Here is a 23,659-nt window from a genome sequence, read left to right as displayed (position 1 = left end):
CTCTCCAAGCCTAAGTACTCGTGCATGACCGATAGCGAACAAGTACCGTGAGGGAAAGGTGAAAAGCACCCCGACGAGGGGAGTGAAATAGAACCTGAAACCGGATGCCTACAAACAGTCGGAGCCCGCAAGGGTGACGGCGTACCTTTTGTATAATGGGTCAACGACTTAGTGTAACTAGCAAGCTTAAGCCGGTAGGTGTAGGCGCAGCGAAAGCGAGTCTGAACAGGGCGATTGAGTTAGTTGCATTAGACCCGAAACCGAGTGATCTAGCCATGAGCAGGCTGAAGGTTGGGTAACACCAACTGGAGGGCCGAACCCATAACTGTTGCAATAGTTCGGGATGACTTGTGGCTAGGGGTGAAAGGCCAATCAAACTCGGAAATAGCTGGTTCTCCGCGAAATCTATTTAGGTAGAGCGTCGACCGAATACCCTCGGGGGTAGAGCACTGGATGGGCTATGGGGACTCACCGTCTTACTGATCCTAACCAAACTCCGAATACCGAGGAGTACTAGTCGGCAGACACACGGCGGGTGCTAACGTCCGTCGTGAAAAGGGCAACAACCCTGACCTCCAGCTAAGGTCCCCAAGTCATGGCTAAGTGGGAAAGGATGTGAGGATCCCAAAACAACCAGGATGTTGGCTTAGAAGCAGCCATCATTTAAAGAAAGCGTAACAGCTCACTGGTCTAAATAAGGGTCTTTGCGCCGAAAATGTAACGGGGCTAAAGCCATGCACCGAAGCTGAGGATTTGCGAGTAATCGCAAGTGGTAGCGGAGCGTTCCGTAAGTCTGTGAAGGCGGACCCGTGAGGGCTGCTGGAGATATCGGAAGTGCGAATGTTGACATGAGTAACGATAAAGGGAGTGAGAGACTCCCTCGCCGAAAGACCAAGGGTTCCTGCTTAAAGTTAATCTGAGCAGGGTTAGCCGGCCCCTAAGACGAGGCGGACACGCGTAGTCGATGGGAACCACGTTAATATTCGTGGGCCTGGTGGTAGTGACGGATCTCGTGTGTTGTTCAACCTTATTGGATTGGTTGGGCGGCGAAGAGGTTCCAGGAAATAGCTCCACCGTATAGACCGTACCCGAAACCGACACAGGTGGTCAGGTAGAGTATACCAAGGCGCTTGAGAGAACTATGTTGAAGGAACTCGGCAAATTGCACGCGTAACTTCGGAAGAAGCGTGACCCTTTTGTACGCAAGTATGATGGGGTGGCACAGACCAGGGGGTAGCGACTGTTTATCAAAAACACAGGGCTCTGCGAAGTAGCAATACGACGTATAGGGTCTGACGCCTGCCCGGTGCTGGAAGGTTAAAGGGAGGGGTGCAAGCTCTGAACTGAAGCCCCAGTAAACGGCGGCCGTAACTATAACGGTCCTAAGGTAGCGAAATTCCTTGTCGGGTAAGTTCCGACCTGCACGAATGGCGTAACGACTTCCCCGCTGTCTCCAACATAGACTCAGTGAAATTGAATTCCCCGTGAAGATGCGGGGTTCCTGCGGTCAGACGGAAAGACCCCGTGCACCTTTACTATAGCTTTACACTGGCATTCGCCAAGGCATGTGTAGGATAGGTGGTAGGCTTTGAAGCAGGGACGCCAGTTTCTGTGGAGCCATCCTTGAAATACCACCCTTATCTTCGTGGATGTCTAACCGCGGTCCGTTATCCGGATCCGGGACAGTGTATGGTGGGTAGTTTGACTGGGGCGGTCGCCTCCGAAAGAGTAACGGAGGCGCGCGATGGTTAGCTCAGACCGGTCGGAAATCGGTCGTCGAGTGCAATGGCATAAGCTAGCCTGACTGCGAGACTGACAAGTCGAGCAGAGACGAAAGTCGGTCATAGTGATCCGGTGGTCCCGTGTGGAAGGGCCATCGCTCAACGGATAAAAGGTACGCCGGGGATAACAGGCTGATGACCCCCAAGAGTCCATATCGACGGGGTTGTTTGGCACCTCGATGTCGACTCATCGCATCCTGGGGCTGGAGCAGGTCCCAAGGGTATGGCTGTTCGCCATTTAAAGCGGTACGTGAGTTGGGTTCAGAACGTCGTGAGACAGTTCGGTCCCTATCTGCCGTGGGTGTAGGAATATTGACAGGATCTGTCCCTAGTACGAGAGGACCGGGATGGACGTATCTCTGGTGGATCTGTTGTCCTGCCAAGGGCATAGCAGAGTAGCTATATACGGAATGGATAACCGCTGAAGGCATCTAAGCGGGAAACCAACCTGAAAACGAGTGTTCCCTATCAGAGCCGTGGAAGACGACCACGTTGATAGGACGGGTGTGGAAGCACAGCAATGTGTGAAGCTTACCGTTACTAATAGCTCGATCGACTTCTTCGTTCCCATTGTTCATGCTCATCAAGCAAAGCTTGATGATCTGTTCTGTCTTCACGCTGACGTGGCCTTCGGCCACTACGCTGCAGACGGCGCGCCAAACGATTGGCGACGGACTAGCGTCCTGTATGGGCGCCACGCTCGACCTCGAGCAAGGCAACATACGGATAAGTCACAGAAACGACGTGTAAATTAAAACGAAGCGCAAGCTTCCCAGCTTCTCGAAAACAACGTTCATGTGAAAACATGAACAATGTTGCGTTTTGCCGACCTGGTGGTTATCGCGGGGCGGCTGCACCCGTTCCCATTCCGAACACGGCCGTGAAACGCCCCAGCGCCAATGGTACTTCGTCTCAAGACGCGGGAGAGTAGGTCGCTGCCAGGTCTGCAAAACGCATCAAAAATCTTCTCATCACATCCCTCGGCCCAGCCGAAAAAAAAGGGCCGCCAAAAGCGGCCTTTTGCAGTTTAAGACAAAACTTAAGGAAAACGCCAAGCGCGTCCCTTACAGGAGATAAATTGCTCCGCAATTTACTCCGGCAAAGATCCGTCGTCGCTAAAGCAACGACGTAACCGCGACATTCGGCCTTGCCGAATGCGCTGGACGCGGGGTGGAGCAGCCCGGTAGCTCGTCAGGCTCATAACCTGAAGGCCGCAGGTTCAAATCCTGCCCCCGCAACCAAAATTACGAAGAAAGCAAACACGAAAGCCCTCTCCCAAAAGAGGGCTTTCTTGCGTTTTGGGCATGGCTCAACGATAGCACAAATCCGGCCCCAAGCACCCGCGGCAAGTGCATGCACCCAAATACAGTCGAACAATCCGAAAACAACCCGGCTTCACAAAGTCTCGGATGCGCCATGCCTCGAAGCCGTGCTAATCTGCGCCAATCACGTCTACGGCTGCTGCCAATGAGGATAGGTCACATAAGCAGTCAATGCTCCTTCTTCGTGAGAGCGGATCGTGACCAAGTTTATCCAGTTTCGAGTTCGCTCCAGCGGTTTTGGGTTGCTGTATTCGGGGCGGTAGCGGCGGGGTGCGGTGCGGAGCCATTTTCGCTGCGCAGCACCGCATCCCGTCGCGGGTTTATTGTCTGAGCGAACTCGGCAGGTGTCAGCCAGCCGAGGCCGGAATGCGGGCGGTGATCGTTGTAATCGCTGCGCCAGTTTGAAAGCGCTGGTCGGGCGTATTGTCGATAGGCCGACCGCATTGTCAGAGTTCCGCCGGTTGTCGTGCCAATCGCTTGTCTGTTCCCTCGCCGTTCTGTGCTGCCATACGGGCGTATCGAGCAGGAGGGATGCCGGTGCGTCGGGCAAAAGCCACGCTGAACGTACTTGCTGATCCATATCCCACCCGTTCGGCTACATCCTCGATTGCGAGATCACCGCTCCGCAAGAGCTGCCTTGCCAACGCCATACGCCATGTCAGCAGGTATTCCATCGGCGCAACCCCGACTATTCGGTGGAAGCGGGCAAAAAATGCCGAACGGGAGAGCGCCGCCTTTTTCGCGAGATCAACGACGGTCCAGGGATGGCCGGGACGGTCATGCATAGCCCGAAGTGCCGCCGAAAGGCGCTCATCACCAAGCCCTCTGCCGAGGCCCTGTGCAGAATTGGTGTCGGTTGAGGACCGTAGTGCCTCGATCAACAGCACCTCGATAAGTCGTTCCAGAACCGGTTCGCGACCTGCGCGCTGTTCCTGCGTCTCCTCGTCGATCAACTGCATCAACGTCGCAAGCCGGGGTTTGTCGCGAACCAGAATCACGTCCGGCAACAAAGAAACGAGCAGGGCCGCATCCGGTGTGCCGAAGCTGCAACGTCCGATACGCATTCGTAGTGCGGGTGGGCCGTCATGTGGTCCCACACGAAAATGTCCCTCATTGATCTTTGTCGGGACCGTCGCCGGCAAGTCGGCTGTGGCGTTGGAGCTTTCGTTGACGAGATCGCGCATGGCAGGCGCGAGAATGAAGTCTCCGGCCTGCAGGATAAACGTTTGTCGGCCACCGAAAGTGACCCGACATTGCCCTTCCAGGATGGCACAATAAAACGGCTCGCCTGTGCCCTCACGCCGTATACGCCATGCACCGGCGCACTCCACCAGTTTCGACGCCCGGGCGGCGGGTTGCAGGAGTGTGACGATCTCGGTGAGCGGGTCTGTTGTCATATCCAGGACTATTACTAAAGAAATGAGGAGCTTGGAATATATAAAGTCTTCCTTCGGGTCACTACCATAATGACACAGCCACCTATGGAGAAAATAATGCCCGCAATTCTGATAACCGGTTGTTCCTCGGGCTTTGGCCTCGAAACTGCAAAACTGTTCCTCGAAAAAGGCTGGGACGTGATCGCGACGATGAGAACGCCCGACGAGAGCTTACTCCCTGCGTCCGGGCGTCTGCGTGTTCTAGCACTCGATGTCACCGTCCCGGACAGCATCTCACGGCTTGTGAAGGCAGCGGGCGAAATCGATGTTCTCGTCAATAACGCAGGCTTCGGTGCACCATCTCCTGTCGAACTGACTGCATCCCAGACCGCACAGGCACTCTTTCAGACAAACACGATAGGCACTCTGGCGATGATCCAGGCCGTCGGCCCGCAAATGCGTCGTCGCCGGGCCGGCGTCATTATCAACGTTACGTCCTCGGTTACACTGAAACCACTTCCGGTCATCGGGGTTTATCGCGCCAGCAAGGCCGCAGTGAATGCGCTCAGCGAGTCCCTTGCGATTGAAATGGAGCCCTTCGGCGTTCGCGTCCACATCGTTTTGCCCGGACGTTCGCCGGAAACGAGTTTCGGCGCCAGTGCCCGCCCACACCTGCGCGGCATGGACGATGCGGACTATGCGCTTCTTTTGCAGCAGTTCGTCAGGAATGTTCAGGACGACAAGGGCCCCGTAACCCACGCGCGCGACGTCGCGGAAGCGATCTGGAAGGTGGCCACCGATCCGTCCGCGCCACTGCGCATACCGGCAGGTGCAGACGCAGCGCTATGGATGGCTGAGGCGGGCCTGTAATCAGCGAAATTGCGATCCGTCGCTTTGCTGTCGAGCGTTTGCTGTACCCGGCCATTCCAGATCGGGTACAGCGTTTCGAATTCTGGCTCAGACCTGTCGCAAGCCGCCATCGACACACAGTTCGGCACCGGCGATGTAACTCGCCTCGTCGCTCAACAGGAACAAGGCAGCTGAAGCCACTTCGGCGGGTCGCGCCATCCGTCCCATCGGGATCGGAGCGACAATGGCCGCGCGCATGTCTGGCTGAACCGCAGCCATCATTTCCGTATCGGTTGGACCCGGTGCGACGACGTTAACGCGTATACCTTTGGATGCCAGTTCTGCAGTCCAGGTTCGTGCATAGGAACGCACGGCTGCCTTGGTCGCAGCATATGTGCCATAGGAAGCATAGCCGCCGCTATCGGCAATTGACCCGACAAGGACGACCGAGCCGCCTTCCCTCATCGCCGGCAGAGCCGCCTGGAAGCCGAAGACCATTCCTCGAACGTTGACGTCGAAGTGGCGGTCAAAGTGTTCAGGCGTTATCTCCGTGATCTCGGCAGGCTCGGAAAGACCGGCGTTCAAGACCAGGGCGTCGATACGGCCGTGTTCCCTTCTCACTTTTTCGACCGCCCCTCGCATATCTTCGGGGAGCGCGGCGTCGGCGACAATGCCGACCGCACCATGACCGATGGCAGTTGCCGCCTTTTCGGCATCTTCGCTTCGGCGACTGGTGATGAAGACCATCGCTCCTTCGGCCGAAAGCCGCTCTGCAATTGCCAAGCCGATACCCTTGGCGCCCCCGACAATCAGGGCAACCTTGTTACTCATCCGAGCCATCGTAAGTCCTTTCAATTGATGGTCGCTGCATGATATACATTAGATATCTGGTATCAATTACGCACCTTGAGTAGCCTAGATATGGACGAGTATACCGACCTTGAAGCACTTTCTCAGAGCGCCCTTAGAGACATGGCGCAGGTTCGCCCCGTGCTCGACAAGATCGCGGACAAATGGACAATCCTGATCCTGACGGTGATTTGTCCCAGGCCCTCGCGCTTCAACGAGATCAAGCGCCGTCTCGACGGTATCACCCACAAGGCCTTGGCCGATGCTCTAAAGAGGCTTGAGCGGAACGGTCTTGTGACGAGGACCGTCCTGCCGACCCAGCCGGTGGGTGTGGAATATGCGATCACCCCGCTGGGCCATTCTCTGCGGCAACCGTTTGAGGCCCTGTGCTCATGGGCAATAGCTAATGGCGATAAGGTCGAGGCGGCTGCGCTGCGTTATGACAACAGGGCAAATCATCGCTGATATCGCGATGGCCGCTTGAGCACCTGCTGGCCGGAAGGCTCATCGCCTTAAATCGGAGAGCCATACCCGCTAAGCAGGGCGTTTCCGATAATCGTGGGATGGTTTGAATCTACGGTCGCCGAACAGTTCACCTCGTTGAACGAAAGGAGATCGGCACTATCTAGGAGAGATGCGGAAACTCGAGAAGAGCGATATCGAACTGATCAGGACGTGGATGTTGTCGCCTGCGATGACGCTGGGATCGTCGGTGCGAGCGAAAGGCATTCTGCAGGAAATGCAGGCCCGACTGCCTGCGGCTTTGAAGAAAGCGATCAGCCTGGAGGGCAACGAGATCACGCTCGCGATGCCGGCCCGCGACAAAAACGCGTTCGACGCAGCTGCGAGGACCGTGGCCGGCGTGATGATGGAAGCCGAAAATCTTCCGGTGATCCCGCGCGAGATACAGGACATCCTCGCCATCAAGACGAGCGAGCGACATCGCTGGCTCGCGGATGGACGTCTCAAGAGCGCCGGGACGAGAACTGTGCGGCTGAACGGCCGTGCCCGGCGCATCACCTTCCATGTCTTCGATCCGAAGGTGGTCGAGGACCTTCTCGATCGCGGGGTCGTGGAAGAGTGGCGGGTGGAGGACGCTGAGGCGAAGGCAGAAAAACGACAGAAAGCGGCCTATCAGAGGCGGCTGGTTCGATCGCTCAAAAAGAAGATGACGCCTGGAGACAAGGCGGGTCAAAAGGTCGATGAAGGTGCGGCCGACCTCCGTGGATGGGGAGAGTTCGATCGGGAAGGGTTCCTTCGCTAGGCAATCGCACCAAACATGGTGCCTCCAGCGATTTCGAGAGGCTGTCCCTCCAGCGTTACGGAACGTTCTGTTGTTATCACGCAGCATCAATCGTGGCCGCGGGCCTGGGTCGACCTTCGCGCAATGGAAGGTGGCATAGACTTCCGGCCGGGACATAATGGAAGCCGCCCCACCACAATGTGGGAGAAACTTCTGATTGAGGGAACAAACAGGACAAAATCCCCGTTGCTCGTCACAATAATTTCTTTGGAGGCGCGTCATGAGACTCAAGCTGGCTTTAAGCGTGGTTCTAAGCGTTACCTTTACGGCGGCAGCGGCGGAAGCGCGGACCCAATTGCATCTTTACGGCACCGTTCCGGTGATGGGTAACCATGTACTGGAGATGGCCTATCAGGCAGCCCTCGATAGATGCAGTATCGAACGTTACCCATCATATGGCGACGTGGGTTTCTATGCAGGTGCCTATGGCTCCACCGAGGTGCGCAGTTGCATGTATCGCAAGGGTTTCGTCGTTGAGAACGGTCAGCCTTTCGCATATCCTGTGAGAAAAGCGACCTACCTTTCATGGTGACGAGATCACGAAACGTCTGACGGCGGCGCGCCTGAGGGTTGCAACCTCGGAGTGAGCGCCGTCTTCGCAATTCACAAGTTGCGGGTTTCAGGAGCATGTGATTTTTCAGTCAAGTGGCCCGAATCCGTATTGAAAACAGGCGGCAGAGTATCGATTTCAGGGGTTACCTGGAGGTCGAAATGATCTACGTTATTTTCGCGTTGTGCGCGCTCGCGGTCACATTCTTTGCCTGTCGGTATTTCGCCGCCAAGGCTCTCCTTGTCGAACGCGAAATCGACAAAGCCATCGCAAGGCGGTTTGAATCGAGCGCAAAGGTTATCGAGCTGGCGAAGCTGCGAGAGGAAAATGCGGTCATGCGTAATCTTCTGCTGGACCTTCTGGAAAACGAAGCCGTTTTTCCAGTCCAGTCAGCACCTCTATCGAGGGTTGATTTGCGCAGGATGGGCGCCGCAAAGGTCCAGAGGTATCGCGAAATACTTGCTGAAAGTCGGTACGTCTTGCAACAGCGTGGAGCCATTGGGGTCTTCGAAGACCACGGCGCATTCAAGGCCGATCAACGCAGGTCTTGAGTTTAGGAACAGCTCGCGCAGCTTCCTCGTGCGAGTGCGGTAGGAAGAAAGGCCTGAAGTTTTCCTTGTAGAGCGAACGAGGCATCTTCACGCTCCTGGATGGCGTTACCCGATGAGACAGTCTGACGAACCGGTTCTGCGTGGACTCCATCTGGAATTGCCGACGTGTTTTGACTATCAGGGTAGCGCGTCGCAGCTGAAGCGAAGCAAAAAGTGTATTCGCATGAGAGCTGACAAAGGAATCCGGATGTCGATCACTGTACAGAGAACAATTCCTGCCGAGCGGATGCGCCAGTTCCATCAGATGGTTGATCGCTGGCTGGAAGAAGGTCCGATCAAGCTCGCGACGAACGCAACGATAACTGCCATGGAGAACGCCGGCATCCCAAAGGCCGAACAGGCAGCGATCATCGAGGACCGCGATATCATCATGAAATACAATATGCGTCTCGGTGTAATCAGCGAGGTATTCGGCCCCGCCATCGAGAAGGCCGTGGGGTCTTACCGCTCGGGAAGTGAAGCACAGGACGAGATCGCGCGTTTGATTGTAACTGCCATGGGTCTCCGGCAGGACGATGACAGCGAACTGGTCACGTTCACCTTCACGACCGAGAGTGAGGCAGATGTATTCGAAAAAGCCACTTGAAACCTCATTCGACGGCAGGCGTTCGCTACTTCAGGAGGGTGAAGCCATCCGGCGATCCCTCGGTGCCAACGATGCGAAGCAAGCTGTTCATGATGGGATGTGAAGCGAAACCCTGCGCCGAGCGGTCATGTAAACCCCTGCTTCGCAAGGTACTGAATCGACATGCACGGAGCCGCTGTGCAGAGCAGGTGTCGTCGCGCAATAAAGCTGTATCGACCGGATATTCTCCCTCACCAATCTCAGGATGAGCTTCCGCGTAATGCGGGGGGGCCGCAATGCAGGTACTGTCACGCATCCTGATACGGGCCATGAAAATCGCTGCTGCTGAGGTATTGGATGACAAAGACCCGACAAGATGGCAGCAGCAAAGGTCGACTGGATGTAACGTTCCGCGCGACGGATAGGGCGATCGTCTTCCAGGCAGGAAATCCCTCCGGGTCTTTTCGCCGACAGGGTCAGCGCGTGGATAGTGCCCCGACCTCGTCTCTCAACCATGTTGCAAACAACGCTGCGCTTGGGCTCAGGCTTGGGTGGCGGGTTTGCAGCCAAACCCCTCTATCACTCGCATAACGCCGATCACTAAGCATGACCAAGCGGCCCGCAATAACATCATCTGCTGTCATACGTTCGCTCAGCAGCGCGGCACCGAGTCCCTCTATTGCAGCTCGGATTATGGCTGTCGGCTCCCGCAGGCGAAGCGCCAAAAATGGTGTCGGGTCCTTTGGAACAGGATCCTCCCCGTACCACCTAACCCAGTCTGCTCCGAAGGTGTCAATCCTGGGTACGCCTTCCAGCGTGTCTCCCTGCTCCCGAACACGTTTCGCCAGCTGCGGCGCAGCAACCAAGATCAAGTGGTCGAGCCAAAGCAGCTGGCCATCTGGTGGTGGCGCAGCGATAGGCGCGGTTACCAAACTGACCTCGGCCGTGGTCTCGACAGCCCCGGGGCCGGTTCCAACAATCTGAAGCGGCACATCTGGGTGTCGCCGCTGAAACCCACTTAATCTGGGGAGCAGCCAGTGGTTCAAAACCGATCTCGCGCATGAAACGGTAACGGGTGTCTTTTGGGCGAGGACCGCATTCGTCGCCTCGAGGAGATCATCGAGTATTACACTCAGACTTGCCCCGAACTGTCTCGCCTCCGGCGTCAGTTCCACGCCGCCTGCGACCCTATTGAAGAGATCGCGTCCCAAATGTCTTTCGAGTTGGCGAACCGCCTGACTCACCGCAGACTGCGTGACATTTAATTCCTGGGCTGCGGCAGTAAAGCTACCCAACCGTGCCGCTGCTTCGAATGCTCGAAGGGCAGGCATGGGTGGCGGGTGCTTCATGATCATGCCCATTAGTATCACTAATGATGAAGGTAAGAAAGTAGCGTTCGACAATCGGTTGCCATGCGAATTACTTATGTGCCGCTTCAAGTATTTGAACACACCAGTTTCAGCCGCGATCCCTGGCTCGCGTCTCGTTCTACGGTCGATGTCAGCGCCTGGTCCTCTATTAACGTTCAGCTCTCAGAAAGGGCTTAAACCATGCATAAACCCAAAATCCTCCTAGGATGCGATTTTTCGGACCGTTTCAAGCTCCTTCTTTCAACGCACTACACGATTGTCGGTCCCATCGAGATCCCACTCAGTGGTGAACTCCTGTCTATTCCGGTCGATGCAAAGGCGCTGATTACCAAAGGAGGTCTTGCGATCAACCAAGCGGTAATCGATGGCTGCCCGAGCCTCGAGCTGGTGGCGTTTTTCGGTACCGGCTACGAAGGCATTGATCTGGCGCGTGCATCGGAACGAAATCTGATTGTGACCCACAGTCCAGGCGCAAATGCGTCAAGTGTCGCTGACTTTGCGATGGGTTTGATCATCGCATCCACACGCCAGATACTTAAAGCTGATCGCTTCGTTCGCCAACGGCGCTGGGTTGATAGCGGGGTTGTCAATATGGCTGCGGTTCCGGGCTTAAGAGGGACGAGACTTGGTATCTTTGGGCTGGGAGCTGTCGGCGAAAAGGTGGCAAGCCGGGCGACGGCTTTCGATATGGAAGTCGGTTATCATGGGCGGAAACGAAAGGAAGGAGCTCCTTATCATTTCTTTCCGACGCTAGAGGAGCTGGCAGATTGGGCCGACGTGCTGGTCGTTGCTGCACGGGCGGACGGTAACAATCGGCATATCATCGACCGAAACATTATAAGACGCATTGGTAGTTCAGGGCATATTATCAACATTGCGCGCGGCTCCTTGCTCGACCCCGTTGCCCTTGTGGAGGCACTTGAGAAAGGGGAGCTGGCTGGCGCCGCATTGGACGTTTTTGAAAACGAGCCCCATCTGCCCGACAGTCTTCTTGAGGCGCCCAATCTTATCCTTTCCCCGCATTTGGCTTATGCAACTGTCGACGCGCGAAACGCACAGGAAGACATGGTGCTGTCTAATCTTGAAGCACATTTTCACGGCTTGCCGGTGGCAAACCGGGTGCCCTTAGCCAGCGGTTGAGCCCAGTTTTCCGGCATTCGGAAACATAGATAATTATATCCCCCACATTCATTTGACGATCCTTTTGCTGCAGTCGAGTGCCGAGGCTTGCCTTAGTCCAATGCGCTCAACTTTCGCCGCGTGAGGAGCCACCATACCAGGGTCAAAAGAATGCCAATCGCTGCGACAAGCATCGAACTGATTGGCAATGGCACCCAGCGCATGAGGCCGACGGTCAATGCCGCGCCAATGCCGATGCAGATTTCCTTGACGAACATCGTTTTCTGCCGGACAGAATAATAATCGATGTGGCCAAACGTGCATTCCGCCAGAGAAATCAGGAACACCCAGACCACTGCGCCGGCGAGCGTATGGATTTGAAATTTCTCGGGGAGCGCCAGAAGCATAAAGCCGGAGAAAATACATGTGAAGATCACCATCAGACGGAAGCGCCCGGTCATCTCGATCAGTTTTAACGTCGGTATCTGCCCAAGAACGACCACCGCGCTGTTGAGGATAATCATAAGGCCGTACCAGGCAGGAAGCGACTGCCCCGATTTCAAGATTGTCTGTGGCAGCACCGAGAAAACGCCGAACAGCAACATTCCCATTGCTGTGCCGACAGCTATCCATGCGACGATGGCCACGGCCGGTTGCCCTTGAAATATCTTGACGTGAATGAGGCTCGTGTCAAAGCGCCGCGGCAAGGCGACGAAGGCGCATACCGCAATCAGCCCAGCAGCTCCACAGAAGAGCACGTCTTTTGTCAGAAACGGCAGCATGACGACAAGGCCGGCAATGAAGGCGCCGGTATTCATGGCAATTCGGTTGTTGGCCGAGCCGCGCTTGGTCTGCGCGGCAACATTTTTGATCAGATATCCGCTGTTTGCTGCCCCATAGGAAAAGAGGCATGCCGCAAAAAGCGATTGCATCAGGCCGCCATTGAGAGACAGCAAGCCGGCGCCTGCCGCCATTGCGGCGAGTGAGACCAGCAAGGACCGGCCACCAAACAGATGAATTGTCACTGGCAGCAAAACGAGGCCGAAGCGATAGCCGAGGGCCAGCACGGTATTCGTTGTAGTATCGAGCCAGATATTAGCTTCGCCCAACACCGCAAAGAGCGTGACGGCCGTCACGATACGGATGCCAACGAGGTTGAAATTATACGTCACCCGGCTGCGGGCGGATTGGATTTCCTGCTCTGCGGTTTCAGCCACTTTTCAAGCTCCGTCAGGTCCAGATGCGTGCGGCTTCCGGCCCTCTTATTTTGAGAATTAGATACGCGCTTTACGCAGTCCGGTATGGCCTTTAGAAGTGGGGTCAAACAGATTTCAGTGATCACGAGCACGAATATATGACATTGCGGATGTTGGATCCCCAGGCGGTGCTGACTTTCATTCTGGTGAGCGAACAAAAGAGTTTCACCAAGGTGGCGCATGCGCTCAACACCACTCAATCAGCCGTCAGCATGCGTTTGCGCCGGCTTGAAGAACAGTTGGGCCTCCTGTTGGTCGAGCGATCCACCCGAACCCTGAAACTCTCCTCGGCCGGACAGGCCTTTTTACAGCCGGCGCGCGACTTCCTGATTGCGCATGATCGGGCCATGGGCGTGTTTGAAACCCATCAGTCCCAGTTGAGAATAGGGATCAGTCACCATCTGTCAGGGCCGAATGTTCCACACGTTTTGGCTTCGGTCGCGCGCGAGAACGCGGATCTGATCGTCAATCTGACCGTCGATGGGTCGGAATCGCTTCTTGCCCTTTATCAAAAGGGCGAGCTGGATGCTGTCATTCTGCTTAAGCATGCAGCAGTTCGGCGGCATGGAGAGACGATTGGCCTTGCACGTTTCGGCTGGTTCGGAAGGTCCGAGGTTAAGCACAAAACTGGCGAAGGGTTTCCTCTCGTTATTTATCCCGAAGGATGCAGTATGCGAGAGATGGCCATTACCGCCTTGGGTGCTGCAGATGTCCGATGGCGCGAAGCTTTCATTGCTACCTCCGCCACAAACCTTCGAGCGGCGATCCTTGCTGGGTTCGGCGTAGGAGTGCTTTCCGTTGCAGCGACAGAGGACGAGCTGCACGATCTTGGCGAGACCTTTGGTCTTCCCCCATTGCCACCTCGCGACATCATGCTCTTGTCTCAGGTCCGTTCCCACCAGGCGCAACGAGGCATACACACGATCAAAAGAGCCATCGGCGGATTGCACCACGCCTGAAGCAACTTGCGATTTCGTCGACTTGTCGGCTGAGCACTGATAGCTTATCCGAATTGCCAAGGGATCCGACGAGTTTCGCCAGCGCATTGTTATCGTTTCTATATGGGGGAGGCTCCGGCCAGCTGGAAATCTGCAAGCGTGCTGTAAGAGGGCAATGCGCTGTTGGCGAGGGTACCCTTGCGGAGAATCACGCGGTCGGCATGTGGGCGAGCGATGACTTGATCAAGGCTCCAGGCCTCCAGGATCATGAGGTCTGCCGAACGTCCAACGCCGATCGTACCGCCATCGATGCTCATGATCTTGGCCGGGGTCGGGCCGACAAGCGCGGGCGCGTCTGCATATGGGTGGTCAAGATGCAGGATGCGCACGGCCTGCCGCCAGGTGTCCAGCATGTCGTGATCGCCATAGGCAAAGAACGGGTCGCGGCAATTGTCGCCAGCCGCAGCCACGGAAATTCCGGCTGCCCGCAACTCCTGCACTGGCGTCACCCCGCGCCAGCGTGGCGTACGGCCTTCTTCACGATCCTGGAGATACATGTTGACCGTCGGCAGCGTGATGATCGAAAGGCCGGCATCCGCGATGAGTGTGATCCTGTCGCGCAGTTCCTCCTCGCTCAGAAGTGCAAGCGAACAGCAATGGCCGCAGGTCACGCGGCCCTCGTAGCCATGGCGGATGGTGGCGCGTGCGACACGCGGCAACGCATCTGCTTGAGCGGCCTCATCGACATGCAGGTCGACATTTAGTCCCCGCTCTTTCGCCAGCACGAACAGCCGATCAAGTAGCAGATCGATGTCGTTGAGGCCTGAGCCATGCGTTCCGCCCGCGGGGCGGGTGACGCCACCCAGCAGGCCGCCGTGGCCGGCAACGATATCGGCAAGACGCGCGCCATAGTCGCCGCTGTAGGCATCGAGCGGCACGAGGCCGGCGGCTTGCAAGGTGATGCGGCCTTTCCAGCGCTCGCGCACCTTGGCAAAAGCACTCCAGGTGATTTCCGCTTGCCCCTCGTGGCTATCTAGATGGGTGCGGATAGCGGCGACGCCATGAGCATCGGCCGCCGCGAGGCCGAATTCCATCCGACGAAGAAGGTCCTCTGTATTCCAATGGGCTATACGGTCCGCAGTCGTTGCAGCGCGTGCGCCCGGATGCGTGCCGCCGGAATCTGGGGCTCGTCCCATGGTGTGGCCCTTATCGAGATGGGCGTGCGCGTCGATCAGAAGTGGCCAAACATGCCGGCCATCGAGGGCGATTGAATCGTCACCGCCATCGGCGAGAGCGGGCATTATGGCCGCGATCTTGCCGTCCTCGATCAGAATATCGACGAGGGCTGAGCCGTTTCGGTCCGTCTTTGCACCTTCAGGTACGTCATCGGCAAGCAAGGCGACCGGCACGCACGCCTTCGTAAGGCGAATGCGCTCGGTTCTCGCTAACCGGGCCGCAAGACTGGGAAAAGGGGAAAGATCGTTCATGGTGGGTCTCTATCGGTTGGTTCGCCGGGCGGTCGGCTTTCATCGAATGAAGCGAGCAGACGCTCCTGCGCGAAATGCAGGAAATGACTGCCTGCGTGCGAAAGCGAGCCGCGGGCTCGGTGGAGGATATTCAGCCTTTGCAGCGAGCCGGTTCCGGTCAGTGGGATAAAAATCAGCTCACCGGTCGCCGTTTCCCGATCGACATCAAGCCGATTGAGAAAGGTGATATGCGGCGCCGTCAGGGCGAGGCGCTTCATTAGTTCCATCGAATTGGTTTCCACGACCGGGGCGAGGGTGGCACGCGCCGGAACCGTTGCCTCGACAACCTCCCGCAATGACAGAGACCGGTCCGCCAGTACCAGTGGATAGAGCAGGCACTCCGACATGCGCACGGTCTTGCGGGTTGCGAGCGGATGGCCGGGCGAGACAACCGCCCCCAAGGCATGGCGAAATTCGGCGGCGCGTTGCAGCCGGTTATCCTCCGGCAGATTGTAGGCGATGGCGAGGTCGGCCTGGCCCAGCGCCACCATCTCCGCTACCGTCGCCCGGTCGCCGACCATGATCCGCAGGCTCACTTGTGGGTGTTTCTCGCGGTAGGCGGCAACGATATCGGCGAGCCGGCCGGCGGCAAGTGTCGCCATGGTCGCAACCACCACCTCTCCGCGATTGAGCCCCCTGAGTGACTGGATTTGCGCACGCATGCGCTGATGCGCCTGCAGGGTTTCGCGAATGTGCTGGATCAGGATTTCGCCGGAACTGGTCAGTTTCAAGCCGCGGGGCAGGCGCTCGAAAATTGGCGCCTGCAGCTCTTCTTCAAGCTCCAGTATGTAGCGGTTCACCGCGGAGGCGGCGACATGCAATGTCTTCGCCGCCTTGCGGATCGAGCCCTGCCGGGCCACTTCGTCGATGTAGCGCAGCGCGCGTCCATGAAGCATGATTGGTCCGTTGCCTGACGGGAGTCGGATTGACTGTTCCACGATGTCATTGCAACGGACCATCTTCAATGTCACTTCTTGGCGAAATTGGCGTTGATGCGACGGGTCAGATATTCGCCTGCCGTGATCGCCTCGTATTTCCCAAGTGGCCCTTGCATGACGGCATCACGGTTTGCCTGACAGAAAAAGGGCAGGGACAGACGACGACCCATATATTCGCCCTCGCGTGGCATACGCACCCGGTGCAACGTGGATTGTAACTGGTCATCCGACCAGCGCATCAGCATGTCCCCAATGTTGCAGGTGATGTAACCCTTGCGTGGCGGAACGTCCGTCCACTGCTTCAGTGCCGCATCCTTCCCCGGGCAAACCTGAAGGCCACCTTCGCCTTCCTTCTGGTGAAGGATGGTCAGGCAATCAAAGTCAGAATGGGCACCTGCTCGCCAGGACTGGAAATCTTCAGGTTTGGCGTCCTCCATCGACATGTAGTGGATCAGCCGCAAAGTAGACTGATATTCTGCCGATGACGGATCATGGGCCTTGGTGAAGAAATCCTCGGGGAAACCCATTTTCAGTGCGAAGCACGACAGGATACGCATGCCCAGTTCCCAGTTCTGACGCTCGAAGCGGAGCATCTTTTCCCGGAAGCCCGGTAGATCCTCTTCACTTGGCCAAAGATTGAGGCGAATCATGTCAGGCCGGGTAAGCTGGAAGCTTTCCTTATTATCCGGCGTGCCGGTGGAAGGGCGGACCTGCGCCTTGAACTCCCAGCCGGCGTTGACACCCTTGGGCATCGGGGTTTTGGCCTTCACTGCGGCTGGAAGTTCGAAGAAGGTCCATGCGGTGTCGAAGGCTGCGTCTATGTCTTCCTGGGGGATGCCGTGGTTGTAAACCTGGAAGAACCCGATATCGACCGAAGCCTGCCACAGCTCGTCGGCAATTTTCTGCTTGCGGTTTTCGAAATCGGAGAGATCGATAACCGGGATTTCCCGATCCACGGTCGTTCCCATACCTCCGATCGTCGCTTCCTTGGCGAGCTCGGCAAGATTGTCTGATTGCATATTCACAAGCATTCTCCTTGGTAATAGCCGGCAGACCGGCGGTTGAGGAGCAATGTCCGGGCCAGAGCCCGACTGCTTCTACTCCGGAGGGGTTCAGCGGTTTTTGGGCAGGCTCCAGGGAAACAGGAGCTTCTGGGCCCAAACCACAATCTGAAAGAGGAAGAGAGACATCGCCGCGAGCACTAAAAGCCCGGCCCAGGCTTGGGGTAGCTTGAACAGCGAGGTCGACAACTGGATGAAATAACCAACGCCTGCCTCCGAGGCACAGAACTCAGCGACGACCGCGCCAATGACAGCGAGCGTGATGGAGATTTTCAGCGCCGAGAAGATATAGGGCACGGCAAACGGTAGACGGATTTGAGTGATCTCACGCAGACAGGACGCACGCAGGCTTCGTGACAATTCGATGAGCTCCGGTGGCGTCGCTGCAAGCCCTGTGGCCGTCGACACGACAAGCGGGAAGAAGGTTATAAGGCAGGTGATGACAACACGCGGCGCATCGCCGGCACCCAGCACCACAATGATGATCGGAGCGATCGCCACGACCGGCGTCGACTGGACGACGACGAGCAGTGGATAGAGCGTCCGCGACAGAAAAGGCGAACGCATCATGACGACGGCGAGCGGAATGGCGATGACGATCGACAGTGCGTAACCGATTAAGGCCACCCGCAACGTGGCGCCGATATGTCCTGCCCAACGTTCAAAGCCGATGGACGAAAACGAACCGAGGATCGCGGTTGGCGGCGGGAGCAGATAGCTGGGGATCGAGAGTAGCCTCGCCGCAGCTTCCCATAACAGCACGGCGCCGATCAAGGTTGCCGCCGTTGTAATACCCGGCCACGCAGACAGCCTCTTCATCAAGGCAGGCTGCGTGCGAGACGTCCCGCCTTTATGCGGCACGGCGGTTGAGGAGGAGATCGCGGAGATAGTCTGAGAGCTCATGGATCGCCTTGTCCTTTGCAGTTTCCGGGCCACGCGGCCGCGTCACGGGAACGTTCACTTCAGTGAGAATGGAGCCCGGTCGGCCTGTCATCACCAGCACACGGTCGGAAAGAAGTGCTGCTTCGCTGACGGAATGAGTGATGAAGACGACGGTCTTTGGGCGCTCCGAAAAGATGCGCAGGAGATCAAAACCCATGACCTCTCGGGTCAGCGCGTCCAGCGCGGAAAACGGTTCGTCCATCAGCAGGATATCCGGGTCCATCAGCAATGCGCGGGCGATGCCGACGCGCTGCTGCATGCCGCCGGACAGTTCGTCGGGCAGACGTTTCTCGAAGCCGGAAAGCCCGACCATCCCTAAAAGTTCGCCCGCCCGTTCGCGTTCTTCTGCCGTCACCCGGCCGGTCTTATGGCGGGCGGGAAACACGACATTGTCTTCGACTGTCGCCCAGGGAAGCAGCGTCGGCTTCTGGAAGACGATGCCGATATCGTCGCGTGGGGCCGTCACCGGCAGACCGAAAACCTCCACCAAACCGGACGTCGGTTCCAACAGTCCGGCGATCATGCGCAGCAGGGTCGATTTCCCGCAGCCCGAGGGGCCAAGGATCGAGACGAACTCGTGCCGGGCGACATCGAAACTGACGTCGCACAGGGCCTCTGTGCGCCCAGACCGGGTCTCGAAAACCTGTCCAAGCCTGTCGAAACGAATAGCGGGCGTCGCCATGACGCTCACTCCGTTGCCGCGAAAGTGCGGTTGACCATCGTTTCCGGATCGAGCTTGGCCGGATCGATATTCTGGGCTTCGGAGACCCGGCGCCATGTCGCGGCGAGGCGAGCGGGCTCGAAGACACCAAGGCCGTCCTTGTCCGTCACCTCGTTGAAGATCAGAGGCAGCGTATCCTTGAGCGAACCCACGACATCTTCCGAGCCGAGTTCCGGTACGATGGCGGTGACAGCCGCAGCAGCCTTCTGTGGATTTTCTTTCGCAAATTCGACGGATTTCCTGTAGGCCGCGACGAAGCGGGCGGCAACCTGGGGACGTTCGGCAAGGAACTTGTCGCTGGCGATCAGCGATGCGGAGTAGAGCTCCAGGCCGGCTGCGGACCAAGGCAGGGCAACGATCTCTTTGCCAGCCTCTTTACCCTGATTGCTGTAGCGCGTCAGGTCGGTCATCCAGGCGATGATGCCGTCGGCGTTGCCTGTCATCAGCATCGGGCCGAGCGCGCCCGGATCGGCCTTGATGAGCTTGATATCCGCCATGCCGATGCCAGCGTCCTTGAGCACCAGCGGCAGATAGACATTGGACGATGTGAAAGGCGAGGTCGCGATCGTCTTGCCCTTGACGTCGGCAACCTTTTCGATCGAACCGCCCTTGGCAACGTAGAAAGCGTGCGGCCCCTTGTTGAATACCGACATGATAGCAGTGACCTTCACGCCTTCATTGGCGCGGGCAGCCATCAAGGCGCCGATGTCTGAAACGCCGACGTCGGAGGATGCCGCGGCAAGGCGCGAAATGGCGTCGGTTGAGCCGCGGCCGGAAGCGATCTCGACGTCCAGCCCGGCCTCCGGACAGAAGCCTTCGTGGATGCAGACATAAATCGGCGCCTTGTCGCCGCCGGGCAGCCAGTCGAGCTGAAAGATCACCTTGTCGGCGGCGGATGCGGCACCCGAGGAAAGGGTTGCGGCAAGTGCATAGAGGGCAATCTTGGTGCGAGACATAGGTCTACCTTTCGCAATTAGTGTTCGGTTTTTAAGGACGGATAGCGATTGCTGATGCGCTCTGGATCGCAACCATTTGGACTGAACATCGCAGTTGTGCAGTCGCGTTTCTCGGGCCGGTTGCAGCTCAGACATGTAAGGCGACGGTGCGCGCGAAGTTGATCGGAGCCGACGTCGGGCTCTGCTGCTGTGAGGGCGAGGTCACTGATTTTTCGGCACATTCTAACATCTCCTCGACAGATTTACCCGTCGAGCAATGTCCAGAACCAAGGCTCAGACCGCTTCTACTCGCAAAGCCTTTGTCTCACGCAAGAGCTGCTCTTCGCAAGAGTTTTGATGAAATTCTGTATGCGCCTCAAAATTAAGCAGGATTGGCTTGAGTTCGGTGCCACGTCAAGCGACGCAGGCACTACTGCATTGATTTATTATGAGAATTTGTGTCAAAAGCGTTTACTCGTCTGCTTAGGAATTGATCGTTCGAATTATTAGGACGGCGGGAGCGGAAATCTCTTCGGGCCGATGGCCGAAGGACCCTTACGCAGGCGCTACAGCCTGAGCGCCAATAAGCCTTGCCGGGCGGTCGTCCAGTCTTGAGTATTGTCATCGTATGACACTTGCCCACAACATCCTTATGCTGCCCGACACTGCCATGGTTCATCAGTTGACGAATGGGGCGCTGTAAAAGGGCCTGGGCGACAAAGACTAGTAGGCGCTGGTCAAAGCCTGTCCGAACGAGACCTGCTGATTGACAATCCGCACTCCAGCGTAAAGCGCACAAAATCAGAAGATAAGCCCTTCGGTCGGGGCGCAAGAACGTTGGCGAAGGACTGCGCTTAGTCATTTCGGCTCTTCATCCTGAAAGGCAGTGAAGACAGCTACAGTCTATAAATGGGCGGCGGTTAAGACACGCGTCCCAGAGGCAATCGTTCTTTCGACAGGTGTTGATGGCGACGGTTCTGCGTAACTTCCCCGTAATTTTCGGAGGTAATACGTCTCTGCCTCAGCGGTCGATGACGGCCGCCGTGGCGGTGAACGGAAGGACAGGCATGAAAAAGATCATCTTGGGCGTACTCGTCTGCGTGGCACTGACCGCGTGCAGCCAGACGGAAAAGGGCGCCGGCATTGGTGCGGCGAGCGGTGCTATCATCGGTGGGCTGGCAAGCGGTACCTGGGAAGGCGCCGCAGTGGGAGCTGCCGCAGGCGGCGCGGGTGGCGCTGTGATAGGCAACATCAGCGAACGTAACGACAGGAACCGCCGCGACCGCTGGGAACAACGGGATCGCCGCGACTACGGCTGCAGATATCGGGATTATTACGGCCGCTGCCGCTAGAGATTGCAGCCGGGCTGCCGCACGTCAAAGGTGAGAGTGATACAGACGAACTCCGGTTCTTCAGTCTCCGCGTCCGCAGCATTTTTATGACATCCGGTAATCTGATGGTCACGACGTCACGAACGTCGAGTTTATCTCAACCAATGGCCGTCGTTTTGCTGTAAGGATTATCGGAAACGATAGTCCGACTTGACTGAGTAGGCGACTATGAAACTTCTACTTATCGAAGACGATCCAGAAATGACGGATGCCTTGAGGGTGGCCCTCTCGCAGCATGGCATCGTTCTCGATGCGGTTGGCGATCTGGCAACGGCGCGGGAAGCGATCGCCATGGCGGACTACGATATCGTCCTTATCGACCGGCAATTGCCTGATGGTGATGGCAGTACCTTCCTTGCGGATTTGCGTGGCGCAGGTTCAAACACGCGATCGATCATCATCTCCGCTCTGAGGTCTACCGACGAGCGTATATCCGGGCTCAATGACGGTGCTGATGATTATTTACCGAAGCCCTTCGAAATCCCCGAACTGGTCGCGAGAATGAGCGCTGTGTTGAGGAGGGCCCCGACAACGGGATCTTCCGTCCTGGCTGCCGGCAACGTTACCTACAATCGCGTGTCATGCGATGTACATGTCAACGGCGTCCGGCTTGCGCTCACCCGCAGGGAACTGCTGATCATCGAAACGCTCCTGAGAAACCGTGGTCGGACCGTGTTGCGCTCGTCCCTTGAGGGTCAGGTCTATTCCTTTGACGATGAGATCCAGTCGAACTCACTGGAATCCAACATGTCGCGTCTGCGCCGAAAGCTTGGCGAAGCGGAGGCCAACATCGTTATCAAAAATATTCGAGGCATAGGCTACTACCTTTATGAGCAGAAATAGGATGACCAGCACATCCCTTCGCTGGCGTTTCACTTTCGGTTTTATTGTCCTCCAGCTCTGTGCGGTCATCGCCTCGCTCAGCCTGGTTTTCCATCTCCTTTCCGGCCTCAAGCCCGATGTGGCGATCACGTCCATCTGGCTGTCTCAGGAAATCGCAGATTCAGTCCGTCTCGAGCCGAATGGCCAAGCAAGTCTGAAGCCGACGGCTGAACTTAAAAAGATTATGGAAGACTCGCCTAACCTTTGGTTCGTGGCAGACCTGGGCAAAGATATCGTTCTAGCGCATGGCGTGCCCCCCGGGAAAATTGCCGACAACATGCCATTCTTACGGACATTTAGAAGTGTCGAACTTCATGGTGATCTAGACGATCCGTTGAGTGTCGCCCGCATGGAGCGTTTCGACACGCAGGCCGGTGAGGCGACGATTTTTGCCGGCGGTGTTTCAATGTCCCAATATGGTGTGACAATGCTGTTGGGAAACCTTGCCATCGGCGTGCCGGCGCTGATCCTCGTCGCCATTTCGCTTATTGGCACCCCGTTTGTCACACGCTGGGCTTTACGGTCCTTCAGCGATCTGACGACGCGTCTCGACAGGATAGATCTCGACACACGCGGCTCCCTGGTGGAAGAGCGGGGACTGCCCACCGAGGTGCTTCGCCTCGTGCGCGACATCAACGGGGCGCTTCGTCGTCTCGATAGTGGCTTCGAGGCGACAGAGCGTTTTTTTGTCAACGCGGCCCATGAACTCCGAACGCCCATCGCTGTCCTGCAGGTGAGGATAGACACGCTTTCACCAGGTGAGGACAAGACACACCTGCAGACGGCGATCAAGCGACTGACAGCGATCGCGAACCAGCTCCTGGATACCGAGAAGTATCGGCAGAAGCCCCAGCAGAATGCACCTGTCGATCTCAACAGCGTTGTGTCGAAGGTGGTCGCCGACCTCGCTCCCCTGGCGATTGCCGAAGGTTACGAGATTTCGTTCGACAGCGATGCGGCAAACCTGTCCGTTCCTGGTGATGCCGAAGCTCTGGAGCGCGCCTTCGTCAATCTGGTCCGTAATGCAGTTCAGTACGGAGGCGGAAGAGGGCAGATATCGGTCGGTATCGAGGCTGACGGCAGCGTGACTATCGCCGATCAGGGCTGCGGAATTGCCAGCGATAAGCAATCGCGCATATTCGAGCCTTTCTACCGGGTCAGCCCTCACGGCTCAGGCGCGGGCCTGGGTCTCAGCATGGTCAACGAGATCGTGACCCGTCACGGCGGTTACGTCGAGCTTTCGTCCGCTCCAGGCAAGGGCAGCACATTTGCCGTGCGCTGGCGCGAAAAGCGCGTTTTCCGGCAGCGGTAGGTCCGTCGCCTGCGTCAACAGGTCAAGGCGTTTTCATCCGTCGACATTGGCTGAGCACGGGC

At 57.2% G+C, this 23,659-nt stretch carries 21 protein-coding genes, 1 tRNA gene, 2 rRNA genes and 2 pseudogenes (1 of these 26 only partly in view); 14 read left to right on the top strand and 12 right to left on the bottom strand.

Annotated elements, in window-relative coordinates; genetic code table 11:
* From HQN82_RS18445 to HQN82_RS18435, 3 genes are all read left to right on the top strand, one after another.
* Positions 1-2,346 (top strand): 23S ribosomal RNA (locus HQN82_RS18445) (it extends 455 nt beyond the left edge of the window).
* Positions 2,347-2,610: 264 nt separating this feature from the next.
* Positions 2,611-2,725: ribosomal RNA gene (gene rrf / locus HQN82_RS18440) — 5S ribosomal RNA — on the top strand.
* 220 nt (positions 2,726-2,945) lie between these two features.
* Positions 2,946-3,022, top strand: a tRNA-Met gene (locus tag HQN82_RS18435).
* A gap of 211 nt (positions 3,023-3,233) precedes the next feature.
* Here the strand turns inward: HQN82_RS18435 and HQN82_RS25550 are convergent.
* The 3 genes and pseudogenes from HQN82_RS25550 to HQN82_RS18425 form a co-directional block, all read right to left on the bottom strand.
* Positions 3,234-3,305, bottom strand: a pseudogene (locus HQN82_RS25550) (ethanolamine utilization protein); the annotation flags it as partial.
* Between the two features lie 5 nt (positions 3,306-3,310).
* A pseudogene (locus HQN82_RS18430) lies at positions 3,311-3,526 on the bottom strand (integrase core domain-containing protein); the annotation flags it as partial.
* A 23-nt stretch (positions 3,527-3,549) separates the two neighbouring features.
* Entirely contained in the window at positions 3,550-4,500 is a 951-nt protein-coding gene (locus HQN82_RS18425) for an AraC family transcriptional regulator (protein WP_173615515.1), read from the bottom strand.
* A gap of 96 nt (positions 4,501-4,596) precedes the next feature.
* Between HQN82_RS18425 and HQN82_RS18420 the strand changes: the two genes are divergently transcribed.
* Positions 4,597-5,349, top strand: a complete 753-nt coding sequence (locus tag HQN82_RS18420; protein WP_173615514.1) for an SDR family oxidoreductase — start codon at positions 4,597-4,599, stop codon at positions 5,347-5,349.
* Positions 5,350-5,436: 87 nt separating this feature from the next.
* Here HQN82_RS18420 and HQN82_RS18415 read toward each other — a convergent pair whose 3' ends face one another.
* Positions 5,437-6,168, bottom strand: a complete 732-nt coding sequence (locus HQN82_RS18415) for an SDR family NAD(P)-dependent oxidoreductase (RefSeq protein ID WP_107341731.1) — start codon at positions 6,166-6,168, stop codon at positions 5,437-5,439.
* A gap of 81 nt (positions 6,169-6,249) precedes the next feature.
* On the opposite strand from HQN82_RS18415, the gene HQN82_RS18410 reads away from it, so the two are divergent.
* From HQN82_RS18410 to HQN82_RS18390, 5 genes are all read left to right on the top strand, one after another.
* Entirely contained in the window at positions 6,250-6,642 is a 393-nt protein-coding gene (locus HQN82_RS18410) for a winged helix-turn-helix transcriptional regulator (protein ID WP_173615513.1), read from the top strand.
* Positions 6,643-6,811: 169 nt separating this feature from the next.
* Positions 6,812-7,441: a hypothetical protein gene (locus tag HQN82_RS18405; RefSeq protein WP_173615512.1), complete on the top strand. Its 630-nt coding sequence runs from the start codon at positions 6,812-6,814 to the stop codon at positions 7,439-7,441.
* A 259-nt stretch (positions 7,442-7,700) separates the two neighbouring features.
* Positions 7,701-8,012 carry a hypothetical protein gene (locus HQN82_RS18400; RefSeq protein ID WP_107341728.1) on the top strand — a complete coding sequence of 104 codons (312 nt, stop codon included), beginning with the start codon at positions 7,701-7,703 and terminating at the stop codon, positions 8,010-8,012.
* A gap of 179 nt (positions 8,013-8,191) precedes the next feature.
* On the top strand, positions 8,192-8,581 hold the full coding sequence (locus tag HQN82_RS18395) for a hypothetical protein (protein ID WP_223216000.1): 390 nt from the start codon (positions 8,192-8,194) through the stop codon (positions 8,579-8,581).
* A 112-nt stretch (positions 8,582-8,693) separates the two neighbouring features.
* Positions 8,694-9,227, top strand: a complete 534-nt coding sequence (locus HQN82_RS18390) for a hypothetical protein (RefSeq protein ID WP_234904917.1) — start codon at positions 8,694-8,696, stop codon at positions 9,225-9,227.
* Between the two features lie 455 nt (positions 9,228-9,682).
* Here the strand turns inward: HQN82_RS18390 and HQN82_RS25770 are convergent, their stop codons facing one another.
* Positions 9,683-10,537, bottom strand: coding sequence for a LysR family transcriptional regulator (locus HQN82_RS25770; RefSeq protein WP_223216012.1), 855 nt, complete (start codon positions 10,535-10,537; stop codon positions 9,683-9,685).
* Positions 10,538-10,756: 219 nt separating this feature from the next.
* Between HQN82_RS25770 and HQN82_RS18380 the strand changes: the two genes are divergently transcribed.
* Positions 10,757-11,716 (top strand): NAD(P)-dependent oxidoreductase, encoded by a 960-nt coding sequence (locus HQN82_RS18380; RefSeq protein WP_173615509.1) that lies wholly within the window; start codon positions 10,757-10,759, stop codon positions 11,714-11,716.
* A gap of 92 nt (positions 11,717-11,808) precedes the next feature.
* Here HQN82_RS18380 and HQN82_RS18375 read toward each other — a convergent pair whose 3' ends face one another.
* Complete coding sequence (locus HQN82_RS18375) at positions 11,809-12,912, bottom strand: MFS transporter (RefSeq protein ID WP_210259565.1); 1,104 nt, start codon at positions 12,910-12,912, stop codon at positions 11,809-11,811.
* Positions 12,913-13,049: 137 nt separating this feature from the next.
* On the opposite strand from HQN82_RS18375, the gene HQN82_RS18370 reads away from it, so the two are divergent.
* Positions 13,050-13,910: a LysR substrate-binding domain-containing protein gene (locus HQN82_RS18370; RefSeq protein WP_173615508.1), complete on the top strand. Its 861-nt coding sequence runs from the start codon at positions 13,050-13,052 to the stop codon at positions 13,908-13,910.
* Positions 13,911-14,008: 98 nt separating this feature from the next.
* On the opposite strand, the gene HQN82_RS18365 is transcribed toward HQN82_RS18370, so the two are convergent.
* The 6 genes from HQN82_RS18365 to HQN82_RS18340 all read right to left on the bottom strand — a co-directional run bounded on the left by HQN82_RS18365 (position 14,009) and on the right by HQN82_RS18340 (position 20,033).
* Positions 14,009-15,376 carry a cytosine deaminase gene (locus HQN82_RS18365; protein WP_173615507.1) on the bottom strand — a complete coding sequence of 456 codons (1,368 nt, stop codon included), beginning with the start codon at positions 15,374-15,376 and terminating at the stop codon, positions 14,009-14,011.
* Positions 15,373-16,311, bottom strand: coding sequence for a LysR family transcriptional regulator (locus tag HQN82_RS18360; RefSeq protein ID WP_420913926.1), 939 nt, complete (start codon positions 16,309-16,311; stop codon positions 15,373-15,375). The genes HQN82_RS18365 and HQN82_RS18360 overlap by 4 nt, the downstream gene beginning before the upstream one ends.
* Before the next feature lie 71 nt (positions 16,312-16,382).
* Positions 16,383-17,378: an isopenicillin N synthase family dioxygenase gene (locus HQN82_RS18355; RefSeq protein ID WP_173615505.1), complete on the bottom strand. Its 996-nt coding sequence runs from the start codon at positions 17,376-17,378 to the stop codon at positions 16,383-16,385.
* Positions 17,379-17,465: 87 nt separating this feature from the next.
* The gene (locus HQN82_RS18350) at positions 17,466-18,233 is read right to left on the bottom strand and encodes an ABC transporter permease (protein ID WP_173616005.1); all 768 of its coding nucleotides are present in this window, start codon (positions 18,231-18,233) and stop codon (positions 17,466-17,468) included.
* 31 nt (positions 18,234-18,264) lie between these two features.
* Positions 18,265-19,038, bottom strand: a complete 774-nt coding sequence (locus tag HQN82_RS18345; RefSeq protein WP_173615504.1) for an ABC transporter ATP-binding protein — start codon at positions 19,036-19,038, stop codon at positions 18,265-18,267.
* A gap of 5 nt (positions 19,039-19,043) precedes the next feature.
* Positions 19,044-20,033: an ABC transporter substrate-binding protein gene (locus HQN82_RS18340; RefSeq protein ID WP_173615503.1), complete on the bottom strand. Its 990-nt coding sequence runs from the start codon at positions 20,031-20,033 to the stop codon at positions 19,044-19,046.
* Positions 20,034-21,079: 1,046 nt separating this feature from the next.
* Between HQN82_RS18340 and HQN82_RS18335 the strand changes: the two genes are divergently transcribed.
* From HQN82_RS18335 to HQN82_RS18325, 3 genes are all read left to right on the top strand, one after another.
* The gene (locus HQN82_RS18335; RefSeq protein ID WP_173615502.1) at positions 21,080-21,364 is read left to right on the top strand and encodes a YMGG-like glycine zipper-containing protein; all 285 of its coding nucleotides are present in this window, start codon (positions 21,080-21,082) and stop codon (positions 21,362-21,364) included.
* Between the two features lie 207 nt (positions 21,365-21,571).
* Positions 21,572-22,246, top strand: a complete 675-nt coding sequence (locus tag HQN82_RS18330; RefSeq protein ID WP_173615501.1) for a response regulator transcription factor — start codon at positions 21,572-21,574, stop codon at positions 22,244-22,246.
* Position 22,247: 1 nt separating this feature from the next.
* On the top strand, positions 22,248-23,597 hold the full coding sequence (locus tag HQN82_RS18325; protein WP_173615500.1) for a sensor histidine kinase: 1,350 nt from the start codon (positions 22,248-22,250) through the stop codon (positions 23,595-23,597).
* Positions 23,598-23,659: the final 62 nt, after the last annotated feature.

The sequence above is a fragment of the Agrobacterium pusense genome (genome assembly GCF_013285525.1).
Classification (GTDB): Bacteria; Pseudomonadota; Alphaproteobacteria; order Rhizobiales; family Rhizobiaceae; genus Agrobacterium; species Agrobacterium pusense.
The sequence above is the reverse complement of the archived record's forward strand: the minus strand, read 5'-3'. Positions and strand labels throughout refer to the sequence as shown.